The following is a 15,765-nucleotide window of genomic DNA, read 5'->3' on the forward strand; positions in this document are numbered from 1 at the left end:
CCGCAGGCTGCGCCGACGAGCGTGGCTCCGACGAGCCCGCCGTCGTTCCGTCGTAACCCGCTCATCGCGCCGCTCCTCCCGCCGTGACCGCTCATCCTATGGTCCGCGAGAAGCCCGCTCCCGGGCGCGGTGTGGTGCTCAGGCGATCCGGCGGACGGCACGGGGGCGAGCCGCGCTGGGGCGCGCGGGCGCGGCCAGCACCTCCACGTCGAAGCCCGCCCGGGCGAGCACCTCGATGGCCTCGACCTCGGCGGCGACCAGCCCGGCCGCCGGGGACGTCTCGTCGAACAGGGCGGTCAGCGGGCAGCCGGAACATCCGTCGGCCCGCCTCGCGCACCCGTCACAGTCGATGAGCATCGCGCCTCCTGATCGGCTCGCGGTGCCGGCTCACGCCTTGTCGTCGTCAACCGAGCACCATCGGTGACATCGACGCTAACCACCGGGTACGACAGAAACCACGTCCGACCGTCCGTTTGGGGGAGAGATCGACTCCAGTTCAGCGAAATCGGGCCATCCCGACCGCCCGGACACCCCGACATCATGAAACCCGTGTCGATCACGGCGCCCGCGGACGGCGTCAGGAGCGGGCGAGCCGCCGCAGCAGCGAGTCGGCGCCCAGCGGGTAGGCGCCATGCCGGCGTACCCCGTCGGCGACCTCGCGGTCGGACGAGACCACCACCACCGGACGCCCCGCCGGCTCGGCGCGGACCAGCCGCCGGATCAGCTCGTCGGCGGTCTCGCCCTTGCGGGAGAAGAGCACCCGTACGCCGCGCGGCGCGGGCGGCAGCCCGTGCATCCGCTCGGCGCCGTCGAAGACCACGGTGACCTCGTCGCCGGTCTGCGCGGCGATCCCGCCCAGCCCGGTGATCAGGCGTTTGCGCTGCTGTTCCAGGGACATCTCGCCGAAGCCGCGCTTGGTGACGTTGTAGCCGTCCACCACCAGGTGCGCCCGGGGCAGAGCGAGCAGCTGGTCGAGCCGAGCCGGGTCGTCGGTGTCGCGGGCACGCGCGGCGGGGCTGGCCGGAGCGGTGCCCGGCTGTTCGGCGAACGCGTCGGCGACGAAGTCGGCGGGCAGTTTGTCGACCGGGTCGAGCGCCAGCTCGCGGCGCAGCCCGACGGCGGCCTGGCCGATGGTTTCCAGCAGCAACCAGAGCCGGGCGTCGTCGACCGAGCGGGACTCCTTGGCGCTGGCCCGGGCCATCCCGGCGGCGGCCTCCGCCTCCGCCAGCCGGGCGCGGGCGCGGCGCAGCTCGGCGTCGACGTCGGCACTGGCGCGCGCGGCCCGGCCGCGCTCGGTGGCCAGCAGTTCGCTGGCCTTGCGCTCGCGGGCCTGGGTCTCGCGGAGGGTACGGGCGACCTGCCGGGACTCCTCCCGGAGCTGACCCAGCTCCTCCCGGACGCGGGCCAGCTCGTCGCGCAGCTTCTCCGCCTCCACCCGGGCCACCGCCCGGTCGTGTTCGGCGCGGGTGGCCCGCTGCTCGGCCTCGCGGACCAGCTCGGCGACGACCGCGCTGTCCGCCTCGGCACGCACGGCGGCACCGCTGGCGTCGATCAGCTCCCGCCAGCCGCGCGGTCGGGCCAGGTAGGCGAGCGCGGCGACCTCGACCGGGTCGGCGGCGGCGGGCGCGGTGCCCTCGACGACAGCGGCCCCGAGGTCGCCGGCGTCGGCCAGGACCCGGGCGGTGACCCGCTGCCGGAACAGCGGGTCGGCGGTGAGCTGGGCGGCGATGGCCGGCGCGCCGAGCCGGGCCCGCCGGTTCGGGGCGAACTTGGCCACCCGACGCAACGGCACCGGCACCTCGTCGGCGGGCAGGGTGGGCAGCACCGCGGCGGTCAGCGCCACGATCCGCTGCCGGACCGGCTCGGGCAGCGTCGGCTCCGGCTCGCCAGCCGCGCCGTCGCCCGCCGCCGTCGGCGCGGATGCGTCGGATGTCGCGCTGACTACGTTGTCGTCCGGGTTGCCCGTCGCACCGTCGAGCGCGACCGGATCCTCCTGCGGGAGGTGGTCGTCGGACGGCTCGGTGAGGGGCATGTGGCAAGTCTCCCACCGCGACCGGGCCCACCGCCCGGTGAGTGAGCCGATCTCTCATCCTAGCCCCATGGTGACTGGTGAGACGGCTGCGACGGGAGTGTCGGACCGGCGCGCTAGCGTGCCGGCGATGGCACAGGCGGAGTACGTCCAGGAGTCACTGGCCGGTCTCGACCCGACGGTGGGCGGGGTGGACCCGGCGCTGCCGCTCTACGCGACCACCTTCGCGGTGGTCGACCTGGAGACCACCGGCGGCGCGCCGGACGGCGGCGGCATCACCGAGATCGGCGCGGTGCGGGTGCGCGGTGGCGAGCAGTTGGGGGTGCTGGCCACCCTGGTCAACCCGGGGCAGCCGATCCCACCGTTCATCACCGTGCTGACCGGCATCACCCAGGCGATGCTGGTGCCGGCGCCGCCGATCGAGCAGGTGCTGCCGAGCTTCCTGGAGTTCATCGCCGACGCGGTGCTGGTGGCCCACAACGCCCCCTACGACGTGGGCTTCCTCAAGGCCGCCTGCGCCAAGCACGGCTACCGCTGGCCCAACCCCCGCGTGTTGGACACGGCGGCGCTCGCCCGCCGGGTGCTGACCCGCGACGAGGTGCCCAACCGCAAGCTCGGCACCCTGGCCGCCTACTTCCGCACCGCCACCCAGCCCACCCACCGCGCCCTGGACGACGCGTTGGCCACCGTCGACGTGCTGCACGGGCTGATCGGTCGGCTCGGCGGGCACCGGGTGGACACGGTCGGCGACGCCATCGAGTTCGCCCGGGCGGTCACCCCGACCCAGCGCCGCAAACGGCACCTGGCCGAGGGGCTGCCCAAGGTCCCCGGGGTCTACATCTTCCGGGCGGCCGACGACCGTCCGCTCTACGTGGGCACCTCCGTCGACATCGCCACCCGGGTGCGCAGCTACTTCACCGCCGGCGAGAAGCGGGCGCGGATCTCCGAGATGCTCGCGGCGGCCGAACGGGTCGAGGCGGTGGAGTGCGCCCACTCGTTGGAGGCGGAGGTCCGCGAGCTGCGCCTGATCGCCGCGCACGCCCCGCCGTACAACAGGCGGTCGAAATACCCGGAGCGGATGGTCTGGCTCAAGCTGACCGACGGTCCCTATCCCCGGCTCTCGATCGTCCGCGACCTCTCCCCCACCGACACCGCGTACCTCGGTCCGTTCACCTCCCGGCGGGCCGCGGAGCTGGCCGCCGCCGGGTTCCACGACGCCGTGCCGCTGCGCCAGTGCACGCACCGGCTCTCGCTGCGCACCGTCACGCCGGCCTGCGCGCTGGCCGAGCTGGGTCGCTGCCCGGCGCCCTGCGAGCACAAGATCACCCCCGAGGAGTACGACGACAGCGCGGCGCAGCCCTTCCGCACCGCCACGACAAGTGATCCACAGCCGGTGGTGGACGCGCTGCTCGCCCGGATCGAGGTGCTCTCGGCCGACAAGCGCTACGAGGAGGCCGCGGTGGTGCGGTCCCGGCTGGCGGCGGTGCTGCGGGCCACCGTGCGGATGCAGCGGCTGGCCGCGCTGACCGGGATCGTCGAGCTGGCCGCGGCCCGACCGGCCGCCCGGGGCGGCTGGGAGTTGGCGCTGGTGCGGCACGGCCGGCTGGCCGGCGCGGGGGTGTCCCCGCCCGGCGTGCACCCGCGACCCACGCTGACCACCATTCGGGCCACTGCCGAAACGGTGGCGGGCGGGCACGGCCCGGTGCCGGCGGCGACCGCCGAGGAGTCCGAGCGGATCCTGTCCTGGTTGGAGCGACCGGAAACCCGACTTGTCGAGATGTCCTCCGGTTGGTCCTCCCCGGTGGGAGGCGCGGGGCGGTTCCGTGACCTGCTGACGAAGGCCGAGAACGCCGCGTCCCACCAACTCTCGACCGAACGCTCATGACCAACTGACCGATCGGACTACGTCGACTCGCTTAGGCTGTTAGAGAAGTGCAGTCCTGCCCGATTCGTGGGCCTGCTCCCGCCGCCGGCTCCCGGCGCCGTGGAGCCGGGGTGAGGAGGTGTCCCTCGTGGACGTCGACGCCGGACACGGCGCCGCCCTGGGGGGCGCCCTGCCGACACAGCCGGGTGAGCTGCCGCTCGCCCGCCGACTGCGCTCGCTACTCAGCTGGCCGACCACCGACTCCGACCCGGTCACCCAACTGGTGCGCACCCACCGGAGCATCCACGCCGGCACCGATCCCGCGGTGCTGCGACGTGCGTACACGATCGCGGAAAACATGCACCGCGGGCAGTTCCGCAAGAGCGGTGAGCCGTACATCACCCATCCGCTCGCGGTGGCGCAGATCTGCGCCGAGCTGGGGATGGACACCACCACTCTGGTCGCGGCGCTGCTGCACGACACCGTGGAGGACACCCGCTACACCCTCCAGGCGCTCTCCGAGGACTTCGGCGGCGAGGTGGCCCACCTGGTCGACGGGGTGACCAAGTTCGACAAGGCGTTCTACGGCAAGGCCGCCGAGGCGGAGACGATCCGCAAGATGATCGTGGCGGCAGCCAAGGACGTCCGGGTGTTGATCATCAAACTGGCCGACCGGCTGCACAACATGCGCACCCTCGGGGTGCGCTCGGCGTCGTCGCGCGAGCGCATCGCCCGCAAGACCCAGGAGGTGCTGGTCCCGCTCTGTGACCGGCTGGGCATCCAGACGCTCAAGCGCGAGCTGGACGACGTGGTGCTGCTGCACCTGGAGCCCGACGAGCACGCCCGGCTGGCCCGGCACGTGCACGACCGGCCGGGCTGGGACGCGTACCTCGACGCGGTGGTCACCCGCGCCCGGGTCGCGCTGAAGCGCAGCCGGGTCGACGCCCTCGTGAGCCCCCGCCCCCGGCACCTCTACTCGATCTGGAAGGACACCATCGCCGGCGGCCACACCGCCCCGTTCGACCTGCCCCGCATCGTGGTGGTGGTCGACGGCCCGCCCACCGACTGTTACGCCGCGCTGGGCGCGATCCACGGCACCTGGCGACCCATCCCCGGGCGCTTCAAGGACTTCATCGCCTCACCGAAGAACAACCTCTACCGTTCGCTGCACACGAGCATCTGCGGCCCCCAGGACCGCACTGTCGAGGTGCTGATCCGCACCGAGGAGATGCACCGCTCCGCCGAGTACGGCATCGCCGCCGACTTCCGCTTCCCCCAGTCGGGGCGCGGCAGCGCGGCGGCCCGCGCCGAGCAGTTGGACTGGCTGCGCCGGGTGCTCGACTGGGAACCGGACGCCGCCGACCCGGCGCAGTTCCTCGAGTCGTTGCGCTGTGACCTCGCCGAGGGTCAGATCCAGGTCTTCGCCGACGGGCGGCAGGTCGTGCTGCCGGGCGGCGCCACCCCCGTCGACCTCGCGTACGAGCTGGGCAACGAACGGGGCGACCGCTGTCTCGCGGCGCGGATCAACGGTCGGCTGGCCCCGCTGAGTTCGGAGCTGGACGAGGGCGACGTGGTGGAGATCTTCACCGAGAACGACGGCGACAACGGGTCCGAGGCCGGTGTCGCCTCGCGGGGTCCCCGCCGCGAGTGGTTGAGCTTCGTCAAGTCGCCACACGCGCAGATGCAGATCAACAGGTGGTTCGCCGAGCACACCGAGCCGGGCATCACGATCAGCGACAAGGTCCGTCTCGGTCGGGCCACCATCGGGCTCACCCTGCGTCAGCACAACCGGGGCCTCGCCAGCGACCTGCCGCTGTTGCGCCTCTCCGAGGAGTTGGGCTATCCCGATCTGGAGACCCTGCTGGTCGCGGTCTTCGACCGGGTCATCGAACCGGACACCGTGGTACGCCAGCTCATCGACCTGGTCGACCATCGACAGTGAGCGGGCCGCCCCAGCGCGTCCGAACGACATTCGCGACCACTAGCCTGGGGTCATGATCCCCCGTTCCCGCGCCACCGGTCGGGCCATCTTCTACCAGGCCTTCTACCGGCTGCCGCTGCCGGTGCGTCGGCGGCTGGTCAAGCTGGCGATGCCGAAGTACATCGTCGGTGCGGTCACCCTGGTCCGCGATTCCGAGGCACCGGGCGCGGGACGGCTGCTGATGCTGCGTCAACCCCCCGGCAAGGGCTGGTCGCTGCCCGCCGGCCTCCTGGACCGCGGTGAGGCCCCGGTCGTGGGCGCGGCCCGCGAGCTGTTCGAGGAATCCGGCGTCCGGCTCCCCCCGTCCCGGCTACGTCCGGCGGTGCCGAACGCGATCGTGCACGCCAAGGGCTGGGTGGACGTGGTCTTCGAGGCGGAGGTGCCAGCGTCCGGCACCGAGCTGGCGGTCGACGGCGCGGAGGTCCTCGAGGCCGCCTGGCACCCGCTGGACGACCTGCCCAAGCTGACCTGGCCGACCGCCCGGCTGCTCGCCTACTACGACATCGGGCCGCTGGCCGGGCAGTTCCCGCCCCCGATCCCCGACGACCTGCCATGACCGGGACGGCGGCCGTGCCGGCGGAGTTGTGCGCGGTGGTGCTCGCCGCCGGCGAGGGCACCCGGTTGCGCCCGCTCACCGAACGGGTGCCCAAGGCGCTCTGCCCGGTGGGCAACGTCCCGCTGCTGGATCGGGCGTTGGCCCGGGTCGCGGGGCTCGGCCTGGTCGGTCCCGCCCGGGTCGCGGTGAACGCCTGCTATCTCGGTGACCAGGTGGTCGCCCACGTCGGCGACCGCGCACACCTGTCCGTCGAGCCGGGCGAGCCGCTGGGCACCGCGGGTGGGGTGGCCAACCTGCGGGACTGGATCGACGGGCGGCCGGTGCTTGTCGGCAACGCCGACGCGTACCTCGCCGACCCGGCCGCGCCGCCGGGCCCGGACGTGGCGGCCCTGCTCGACGGGTGGGACGGCCACACCGTACGCCTGCTCGGTCAACCCGCCGCGGACCCGGCGGCGCCGGGCACCTTCGCCGGGCACAGCTTCACCGGCTTCTCGCTGCTGCCCTGGCGGCTCGTCCGTGACCTGCCGGTCGTCTTCTCCGACCTGGTCCGCGCCGTCTGGCGCCCGGCCGAGGCGGCGGGTGCGCTGGAGGTGGTGCCCTACCCGGGCACCTTCTACGACACCGGCACCCCCGCCGACTACCTGGCAGCCAACCTGCACGCCGCGAACGGCGGCGCCCTCGTCGACAGGTCCGCCACGGTGACCGGTCGCTGCGTGGAGTCGGTGGTCGGCGCGGGCGCGCGGGTGGACGGCGACGTGTTCCGTACGGTGGTGTGGCCGGGTGCTGTCGTGCCGGACGGCGAGCGGCTGCGCGGCGTGATCCGGGCCGGGGACGGACGCACCGTCGCGGTCGCCGCGGCCGGCTGAGCGGCCAGGACGACGGGGGCAGGACGCCGGGCCACCCGGAAACATCTAGCATGGGCGACGACGCCGACGAACGGAGAGATGTCCCGTGATCACCGCCATCGTGCTGATCGACTGTGCCACCGACGCGATCCCCGAGGTGGCGGAGACCCTGGCCAGCCTCCCCGGGGTCAGCGAGGTCTACTCGGTGGCCGGGCACGTCGACCTCATCGCCATCGTCCGGGTCCGCGAGTTCGACCAGATCGCCCAGGTCATCGCCGGCAGCATCTCCAAGGTGCCGGGCGTGCTCAACACCGAGTCGCACATCGCGTTCCGGGCGTACTCCCAGCACGACCTGGAGGAGGCGTTCGCGATCGGCCTCTCCAGCGCCGACTGACAAGCGCACGCACGGCGGCCGGTCCACCCCTGCGGGTGGACCGGCCGTCTGCTGTCGCTACGTCAGCTCACGCTGGGAGCCGGCGTTTCGGTGGTGCCCGGAGCCGGGGCCTCGGTGGTGCCGCCACCCGGAGCCGGCGACTCGGTGCCGGTGCCACCCGGAGCCGGGGACTCGGTGCCAGTGCCACCCGGGCTGGGCGTGCCGCTGGCGCTGGTCTGCGGAACCGGGATGCCCAGCTTGTTGGCGAGCTGCACCAGCTCGTCATAGTGCGCCTGCAGCGTCGGCAGGGCCGTCTGGGCCAACTGGACCACCGACTGCTCGGAGCCCTGCGAGATCTCCGTCTGGGTGGCCTGAATGGCCTGGACGTGCCCGGCCAGCTCACTCGTCACCCAGAGGCGGTCGAACTCCGCGCCGCTGGCGTTGTTCAGCTTGTCGATGACCGCCTGCTGATCGGCGCTGGGCTCGTTCGGCAGTTCCACCCCGAGCTGGGACGCGGTCTGCTGCACCGTCTGGTCCAGCTGGGTGTGGTCGGTCTTCAGCATCGCGCCCAGGTCCTTGACCCCCTGGTCCTGACCCTTCTGCTGAGCCAGGTCACCAGCGGTGATCTCGAACAGGTTGACCTGGTGTACCGCCTGCAGGTACTGGGTGTCCTGCGTCGACGGCTGTGCCGCGGCCTGCGCGGCCGCAGCCGGCGCGACCCCGACCAGTACCAGCGCGGCCAACAGGCCGAGGCGTTTGAGACCCAACATGCTTCCCCCCCTTGAGACGTTGGACCGCACGGATACCCGGCTCACCGGGGTTATTCCTGCGATCGCCCGTCGCGCGGGGTCGACCGGTCCCGCCACGGCCGTCCGACTCCTGGCCGGATGGGCGGTGGGGTACCCACACGACGTGGCGCCCGCCGGGATCCGGCGGGCGCCACGTCGCAGTGCGTTCGGGCTGGTCAGCGGCGGTTGTCGCCGCTGGTGATCTCTTCGCGCTCCGGCCGGGCCTCGACCGGCGGGTGCCCCGGCGAGACCGGCGCCTCGACCGGCTTCTCGATCGGGTAGAAGAAGCCCCGGATGGCCGGGCCGAGTGCCCCGAGCCGGTTCATCTTCTTCGGTACGACCCAGCCGACGTACTCCAGCTCGCCGTGGCCGTCCGCGTGCCCGTTCGACGCGCTGAGCGGCTGGTGCACCTCGACGAACCGACCGTCCGGCATACGCCGGATGATGCCGGTCTCCACGCCGTGCGCGAGCACCTCCCGGTCGTGCTGTTGCAGGCCCAGGCAGAGGCGGTACGTCACGTAGTACGCCAGCGGCGGGACCACCAGCAGACCGATCCGGCCAGCCCAGGTCATCGCGTTCAAACTGATCTGGAACTTGTCGGCGATCACGTCGTTGCCGCCGGAGAGCGTCAACACGACGTAGAACGACACGGCCATGGCGCCCACCGCGGTCCGCGCCGGCGCGTCGCGGGGCCGCTGGAGCAGGTTGTGGTTCTTGCGGTCCTTGAGCTGTCGGGCTTCCAGGAACGGGTACATCGTCGACAGGCCCACCAGGATGCCGGGCAGCACGACAGTCGGCCAGAACAGCGGCGGAATCACGTACCCGTCACCGAGCGGGATGTTGATCTCCCAGGCCGGCATGAGTCGGGTCGACCCGTCGAGGAACATGACGTACCAGTCGGGCTGGCTGGCGGAAGAGACCACCCACGCCTCGTACGGGCCGAACAACCAGATCGGGTTGATCTGGAACAGACCGCCCATCAGCGCGATGACGCCGAAGACGACCATGAAGAAGCCGCCCTGCTTCAGCGCGTAGCGCGGGAACATGCGCTCGCCGACCACGTTGTTGTTGGTCCGGCCGGGGCCGGGCCACTGGGTGTGCTTCTGCTTGAACACCAGGCCGAGGTGGACGCTGATCAGCGCCACCAGCAGACCGGGAATGAGCAGCACGTGGGCGATGAAGAACCGGCTGATGATGATCGTGCCCGGGAACTCGCCACCGAAGATCGACGAGGTGACCCAGGAACCGATCACCGGGATGGACAGCATGATCGCCGAGGCGATCCGCAGGCCGGTGCCGGACAGGCCGTCGTCCGGAAGCGAGTAGCCGGTGAAGCCGGCCAGGAAGCCGACCCAGAACAGCAGCGAGCCGATGATCCAGTTGGTCTCGCGCGGCTTGCGGAAGGCGCCGGTGAAGAACACCCGCAGCATGTGCACGACGATCGCGGCCATGAACAGCAGCGCCGCCCAGTGGTGCATCTGCCGCATCACCAGACCACCGCGGACGTCGAACGACAGGTCCAGGCTGGAGGCGTACGCGGCGGACATCGGCGTGCCCTGCAACGGCGCGAAGCTGCCGTCGTAGACCACCTCGGTCATCGCCGGCTCGTAGAAGAAGGTGAGGAACACACCGGTCAGCAGCAGCACGACGAACGAGAACAGCGCGATCTCGCCGAGCAGGAAGGACCAGTGGTCCGGGAAGACCTTGTTCAGCAGTTTGCGCAGCGGGGTGGCCACCTGGAAGCGGTCGTCCACTCCCACCGCGGCCTTGCCCGGCGTCGCCGCAAGGTCAAACTTTCGACGCTTCATGGCCGCTCCCAGAAATCAGGCCCGACGGTCTCAGTGTAGTCGGACTTCGCCACGAAGAAGCCCTCGGAGTCCACCTCGATCGGCAGCTGCGGCAGCCGCCGGCTGGCGGGGCCGAAGACGGGCCGGGCGTTATCGGTGATCAGGAACTGGGACTGGTGGCACGGGCAGAGCAGCCGGTTGGTCTGCTGCTCGTAGAGGCTGGCCGGGCAGCCGGCGTGCGTGCACACCTTGGAGAACGCGGCGTAGTTGCCCCACATGTAGTCACCGTGCTTGACGTCCGGCCGGGAGTTGGCCTCCCGGGACTTCTGGGCGTCGGAGTCGCGCAGGTGGATCAGCAGTGTCGGGGAGTCGGCGTGGATGTTGCTCACCCCGTGCTCGATGCCGGGGAAGACAGTGATCTGACCGCCGACGCTGACGTCCGCCGGGCGTACCGGGCGGCCGTCCTCGCGGACCAGCCGGATCCTCTGCCCACCCTCGCCCGGGGCGAACCCGGTGGTGAACATCTGGTTGTTCTTGTGCGGCTGGGAGATCAGACCGCCGACCAGTGGCGCCGCCGCGACCGCGGCGACCGGCGCGAGACCGGCCAGCAGCGAGATGCCGAGCAGCGGGCGACGCTTCACACCCAACTCGTCGGCCATGTAGAGCATGGTCTGGCCGGTGATGGTGCGGCCCTCGGAATCGACCTGCCCCTCGTGCCGGTCCTGGATCGAGACCTCCTTGGGCAGCAACTTCTTGCCCCAGGTCAGGATGCCGAAGCCGACGGCGAGCAGCGCGATGCCGAGGGTGGCGCCCAGCAGCGGCGTGTACCACTTGTCGCCGCCACGGCCCGGCTCGTACTGCCAGGGCCACCAGATGTAGATGGCCAGGAACGCGGTCGCGGCCAGGCCGGTGATCAGGAAGAACCCGGCGACCACGCGAGTCAGCCGACGCTCCGCCTTGGTGCCCGGCAGCACCTGTGGCTCGTAGTGGACGATCTCGATGTCGTCCCGACGCGCGCCCTCGCGAACGATGTCGAACCGGGTCAGCTTGGGGTCGTTCACGTCGAGCGGCTCCTGGCCCTGCGGGGCCTGGTGCTCGGTGTGGGTGCTCATGCCGTCACCTCGCTACGGGTGGCGCCGAGCGGCACCACAGCACTGAATCGGATGATCCGCTCGGTCACGACTTGCCCGCAATCCACAGGCTGGCGAAGACGAGCGCCACGATGCCAACCAGGAAGATCGCCAGGCCCTCGGTGGAGGGGCCGTACCGCCCGAGGTTGAACCCTCCCGGGTCCTGGTCGTGCTTCAGCGTCTCCTGGATGTAGGCGATGATGTTCGCCTTCTGCTCCGGAGTGATCTGGTTGTCGCCGAACACCGGCATGTTCTGCGGGCCGCTCAGCATCGCCGCGTAGATCTGGCGGTCGGTGGCGGGGTGCAGGCTCGGGGCGAACTTGCCCGAGGAGAGCGCGCCGCCGCCGCCGCCGAAGGCGTGGCACTGCGAGCAGTTGATCCGGAACAGCTCACCGCCGGCGGCGATGTTGCCGTCCTCGCCGAGCTTCTCGCCCGCGGGCACGACCGGGCCGCCACCGAGCTCCTGGATGTACTCGGCGAGCTGACGGACCTGGTCGTCGGTGAAGACGGGGGGCTTGCGGTGCGCCTGGGCCTCCTGGCGGGCCAGCGGCATCCGCCCGGAGCTGACCTGGAACTCGACCGAGGCCGCGCCGACGCCGATCAGGCTCGGACCGCGACCCTCGACACCCTGGGCGTTGCGGCCGTGACAGGTCACACAGCTCACGTCGAACAGCGCCTTGCCCTCGGCGGCGCTTGCGGTCAGCTGCGGGTTGTCCTGCGCCTGGGCACCGGGCGCGAAGACGGTGTAGGCACCGCCGGCGAGCATCAGCGCGGCAATCAGCCGGACCGCGGCGCCCAGCCGGCGGCGGCCCCTGCTGCGCGCGGCGGGCCGCTCACGCAACCGCGCGAGCAGACCGCGTCGGCGGTCGTTGTCAGAAGTCATGAGCGGTGTCCTTAACCGGTTGGACCTGTCTCAGGGGACGGAGCAGCAGCACGGAACGTGACGCGCAAGATCACTGAAGCCAGTAGATCATGCCGTACAGCCCGATCCACACGACGTCGACGAAGTGCCAGTAGTACGACACGACGATCGCCGAGGTCGCCTGCGCCGGAGTGAACCGGCCCATGGTCGTACGGACCATGAAGATGATGAAGGCGATCAGACCGCCGGTCACGTGCAGGCCGTGGAAGCCGGTGGTCAGGTAGAACACCGACCCGTACCCGTCTCCGTTGATCTTGATGCCGTCCTCGACCAGGTGCCGGTACTCGTTCAGCTGGCCGAGCACGAAGATCAGGCCCATCACGAAGGTGACGGTGAACCAGCGCCGCAGCGCGTGGACGTCGCCCTTCTCCGCCGCGAAGACGCCGAGCTGGCAGGTCACGGAGGACAGCACCAGGATCACCGTGAAGGTGGTCGCGTACGGGATGTTCAGCGCCTCGGTGTGCTTCTCCCACTGCTCCGGCGCAGCCGCGCGGATCGAGAAGTACATCGCGAAGAGCGCCGCGAAGAACATGAGTTCGCTGGAGAGCCACACGATCGTCCCGACGCTGACCATGTTCGGTCGGGTCAGAGAGTGGATCCGGCTCTTGTCAATGGCTGGGGCCGCAGTCACGCCGTCATTATTGCCCCTGACCGGGGCCGGCGATCAGCGGGGTGGCAAACCTGCGCCTTCCGTGGCCCGACCGTCAGGGTCCGGTTCGCCTGGCCTAGCCTGAAAAGCGTGCTGCACGTCGATCCGATCTTCGCCGCCACCTCGGCCCCGCCGCCGTTCACCGTCGGCGCGGTGCTCACCGAGACCCGGCTGGACAGCTGGCTGGCCCTCGGCCTGGTGCTCGCCGCCGGCCTCTACCTCTACGGGGTGCACCGGCTGCGCGTGCGTGGCGACCGCTGGCCGGTCGTCCGTACCGTGTTCTTCCTCGGCCCCGGCCTGGGCGGCATCGCGCTGGTCACGGTCAGCGGGCTGCACGCGTACGACACGGCGCTGTTGTCCGTGCACATGATCCAGCACATGGTGCTGTCCATGGTGGCGCCGATCTTCCTGGCGCTGGGCGCGCCGATGACCCTGGCCCTGCGCACGCTGCCGATCGGGCCGCGCAGGCGCCTGCTGGCGATCGTGCACAGCCGCGTCGCCCGGGTCTACAGCTTCCCGCTGGTGGCGTTCGCCATCTTCGTGGTCAACCCGTTCGTGTTGTACTTCAGCGACCTGTACCGCTTCACCCTCGAACACGCCTGGGCGCACGAGCTGGTGCACGCGCACTTCATCATGACCGGCTGCGTGTTCTTCTGGCCGCTGCTCGGCCTCGACCCGCTGCCCGGCCGCTGGCCGTACCCGGCGCGTGCGCTCCTGATGCTGCTCTCCGTGCCGTTCCACACCGTGCTCGGCCTCACGATCATGCAGAGCACCACGCTCTTCGGCGGCGACTGGTACCCGTCGCTCAACCTCGCCTGGTCCGACCCCAAGGCCGACCAGGTGGTCGCCGGCGGCATCCTCTGGGCCGGCGGTGAGTTCGTCAGTGTGACCATGCTCGCGGTGCTGGTGGTGCAGTGGGTCAAGCAGTCCGAGCGGGAGGCCCGCCGGGTCGACCGCGAGCTGGACCGCCAGGAGGCCCGCGAACGCGCCGCCGACGCCGCGCCCGCCTGAGCTGCCCGGACGGTACGCCCCGACGGGTGCCGCCGGGCGGGATGTCGGCTACGTCACGCGGACCGGTACGATCGGCGGGCAGCTACGAGGTGGGAGCCAGTCCAGCATGAGTGAGCGCAGCGAACGAATCATCGGGCTCAGTGCGATGGTGCCTCATGACGGCACGGAGCGAAGCGGAGTGCCGGCATGAGCGACCGTCTTTGCACAGTCCTGCTCTACAGCGACGACCCGCAGGTCCGTGACCGGATGCGGATGGCCGTCGGCACCCGACCGGCGCCCGGCCTGAAGATCGAGTTCGTCGACGCGTCGACCTACGCGGAGACCATCCGGCTGGTCGACGACTACGAGATCGACCTGGTGCTGCTCGACGGTGAGGCGAGCCCGGGTGGCGGCATCGGCATCGCCCGGCAGATCAAGGACGACCGGGACGACGCTCCCCCGACCTGCCTGGTGATCGCCCGCGCCGCCGACCGATGGCTCGCCGCGTACGCCGAGGTCGACGCCACGCTCGTGCACCCGCTCGACCCGGTGACCACCGGAGGCACGGTGGCCGAGCTGCTGCGGACGCACGCACCCGCCTGACGTCCCCCAGCGATCCGCCACCGCCACGGCGTCGGATCCGCCGACGCCCGTCCCAGCCCACCCGCACCTCGTACGCTCGGGAGGCCCACCATGGGCGATCGGACCTGGCCGCACCTGCTCACCTCGCTGCTCCGGGGCGAGGAGCTGTCCACCGCCGACACCGCCTGGGCGATGGACGAGATCATGACCGGTTCGGCGAGCCCGGCGCGGATCGCGGCCTTCGCCATCGCGCTGCGGGCCAAGGGCGAGACCCCGGCCGAACTGGCCGGTCTCGTCGAGGCCATGCTGGGTCGCGCGGTGCCGGTGGTGCTTCCCGAGGAGGTACGCCGCACCGCGATCGACGTGGTCGGCACCGGCGGTGACCTCGCCCACACGGTCAACATCTCCACGATGACCGCGCTTGTGGTCGCGGGCACGGGCGTACGCGTGGTCAAGCACGGCAACCGGGCCGCCTCCTCCCTCTGCGGCACGGCCGACCTGCTGGAATTCCTCGGCATCCCGCTGGACCTCGGCCCCGAACAGGTGGCCCGCTGCGTCGAGGAGGCGGGCATCGGCTTCTGCTTCGCGGCCCGGTTCCACCCCGGCATGCGGCACGGCGGCCCGGTCCGCCGCGAGGTGGGGGTGCCCACCTTCTTCAACTTCCTCGGCCCGCTGACCAACCCGGCCCGCCCCCGTTCCGGCGCGGTCGGCTGCTTCGACGCCCGGATGGCCCCGGTGATGGCGAGCGTGTTCGCCGCCCGCGGCGACTCGGCGATCGTGATGCGCGGCGAGGACGGCCTGGACGAGTTCACCACCGCCGCACCGACCCGCGTCTGGGCAGCCCAGAACGGCACCGTACGCGAGGCCGTGCTGGACGCGACCGACCTGGGGGTGCCCCGATCCACCCTCCAGGACCTGCGGGGCGGTGACGCCGCGTACAACGCCGCGGTGGCCCGTCGCCTGCTGGCCGGTGAGACGGGTCCGGTCCGGGACGCGGTGCTGGTAAACGCCGCCGCGGCGCTGGCCACCCAGGGTCCGCTCGACGGCGACCTGACCGAGGCGCTGCGCGCGGGCATGAACCGCGCGGCCGAGTCGATCGACTCGGGCGCGGCCGCCGCGACCCTGGACCGTTGGATCAAGACGGCCGTCGCCCTCGGGCCGACGCCCGCCTGACCGCCACGCCGTCACCGCGCCACGCCGTCACCGCGCCACGCCGTCACCGCGCCACGCCGTCACCGCGCCACGCCGTCACCGCGCCACGCCGTCACC

Annotated in this window: 15 protein-coding genes; 8 read left to right on the top strand and 7 right to left on the bottom strand. The window is 71.6% G+C overall.

Annotation, left to right across the window (positions count from 1 at the left end; genetic code table 11):
* Positions 1–138 precede the first annotated feature (138 nt).
* Positions 139–357, bottom strand: a complete 219-nt coding sequence (locus ACLQ29_RS15620; RefSeq protein WP_393363545.1) for a hypothetical protein — start codon at positions 355–357, stop codon at positions 139–141.
* A gap of 220 nt (positions 358–577) precedes the next feature.
* Positions 578–2,032, bottom strand: coding sequence for an NYN domain-containing protein (locus ACLQ29_RS15625; protein WP_425772251.1), 1,455 nt, complete (start codon positions 2,030–2,032; stop codon positions 578–580).
* A 127-nt stretch (positions 2,033–2,159) separates the two neighbouring features.
* Between ACLQ29_RS15625 and ACLQ29_RS15630 the strand changes: the two genes are divergently transcribed.
* The 5 genes from ACLQ29_RS15630 to ACLQ29_RS15650 all read left to right on the top strand — a co-directional run bounded on the left by ACLQ29_RS15630 (position 2,160) and on the right by ACLQ29_RS15650 (position 7,669).
* A complete protein-coding gene (locus ACLQ29_RS15630) occupies positions 2,160–3,914 on the top strand; it encodes a DEDD exonuclease domain-containing protein (protein ID WP_425772252.1) in 1,755 nt (584 codons plus the stop codon).
* Positions 3,915–4,041: 127 nt separating this feature from the next.
* A complete protein-coding gene (locus ACLQ29_RS15635; RefSeq protein WP_425772309.1) occupies positions 4,042–5,835 on the top strand; it encodes a RelA/SpoT family protein in 1,794 nt (597 codons plus the stop codon).
* A gap of 52 nt (positions 5,836–5,887) precedes the next feature.
* The gene (locus ACLQ29_RS15640) at positions 5,888–6,430 is read left to right on the top strand and encodes an NUDIX hydrolase (RefSeq protein WP_425772253.1); all 543 of its coding nucleotides are present in this window, start codon (positions 5,888–5,890) and stop codon (positions 6,428–6,430) included.
* Positions 6,427–7,296, top strand: a complete 870-nt coding sequence (locus ACLQ29_RS15645) for a nucleotidyltransferase family protein (protein ID WP_425772254.1) — start codon at positions 6,427–6,429, stop codon at positions 7,294–7,296. Before ACLQ29_RS15640 ends, ACLQ29_RS15645 begins: the two co-directional genes overlap by 4 nt.
* An 85-nt stretch (positions 7,297–7,381) precedes the next feature.
* Complete coding sequence (locus tag ACLQ29_RS15650; protein ID WP_357410891.1) at positions 7,382–7,669, top strand: Lrp/AsnC family transcriptional regulator; 288 nt, start codon at positions 7,382–7,384, stop codon at positions 7,667–7,669.
* Between the two features lie 62 nt (positions 7,670–7,731).
* Here ACLQ29_RS15650 and ACLQ29_RS15655 read toward each other — a convergent pair whose 3' ends face one another.
* From ACLQ29_RS15655 to ACLQ29_RS15675, 5 genes are all read right to left on the bottom strand, one after another.
* A complete protein-coding gene (locus tag ACLQ29_RS15655; RefSeq protein ID WP_425772255.1) occupies positions 7,732–8,418 on the bottom strand; it encodes a DUF4142 domain-containing protein in 687 nt (228 codons plus the stop codon).
* A 194-nt stretch (positions 8,419–8,612) separates the two neighbouring features.
* Positions 8,613–10,244: a cytochrome b N-terminal domain-containing protein gene (locus tag ACLQ29_RS15660; protein WP_425772256.1), complete on the bottom strand. Its 1,632-nt coding sequence runs from the start codon at positions 10,242–10,244 to the stop codon at positions 8,613–8,615.
* Entirely contained in the window at positions 10,241–11,335 is a 1,095-nt protein-coding gene (locus ACLQ29_RS15665; protein ID WP_425772257.1) for a ubiquinol-cytochrome c reductase iron-sulfur subunit, read from the bottom strand. Before ACLQ29_RS15665 ends, ACLQ29_RS15660 begins: the two co-directional genes overlap by 4 nt.
* Positions 11,336–11,399: 64 nt before the next feature.
* Positions 11,400–12,236: a cytochrome c gene (locus tag ACLQ29_RS15670; RefSeq protein ID WP_425772258.1), complete on the bottom strand. Its 837-nt coding sequence runs from the start codon at positions 12,234–12,236 to the stop codon at positions 11,400–11,402.
* Between the two features lie 70 nt (positions 12,237–12,306).
* The gene (locus ACLQ29_RS15675; RefSeq protein ID WP_357245119.1) at positions 12,307–12,906 is read right to left on the bottom strand and encodes an aa3-type cytochrome oxidase subunit III; all 600 of its coding nucleotides are present in this window, start codon (positions 12,904–12,906) and stop codon (positions 12,307–12,309) included.
* Positions 12,907–13,014: 108 nt separating this feature from the next.
* Here ACLQ29_RS15675 and ACLQ29_RS15680 point away from each other — a divergent pair, with 108 nt between their 5' ends.
* The 3 genes from ACLQ29_RS15680 to trpD all read left to right on the top strand — a co-directional run bounded on the left by ACLQ29_RS15680 (position 13,015) and on the right by trpD (position 15,669).
* The gene (locus ACLQ29_RS15680) at positions 13,015–13,935 is read left to right on the top strand and encodes a cytochrome c oxidase assembly protein (RefSeq protein WP_425772259.1); all 921 of its coding nucleotides are present in this window, start codon (positions 13,015–13,017) and stop codon (positions 13,933–13,935) included.
* 186 nt (positions 13,936–14,121) lie between these two features.
* Positions 14,122–14,517 (top strand): hypothetical protein, encoded by a 396-nt coding sequence (locus ACLQ29_RS15685; protein ID WP_425772260.1) that lies wholly within the window; start codon positions 14,122–14,124, stop codon positions 14,515–14,517.
* Positions 14,518–14,607: 90 nt separating this feature from the next.
* Positions 14,608–15,669, top strand: coding sequence for an anthranilate phosphoribosyltransferase (trpD, locus tag ACLQ29_RS15690; protein WP_425772261.1), 1,062 nt, complete (start codon positions 14,608–14,610; stop codon positions 15,667–15,669).
* Positions 15,670–15,765: the final 96 nt, after the last annotated feature.

This window comes from Micromonospora sp. DT228 (assembly GCF_049841595.1).
Taxonomy (GTDB): domain Bacteria; phylum Actinomycetota; class Actinomycetes; order Mycobacteriales; family Micromonosporaceae; genus Micromonospora.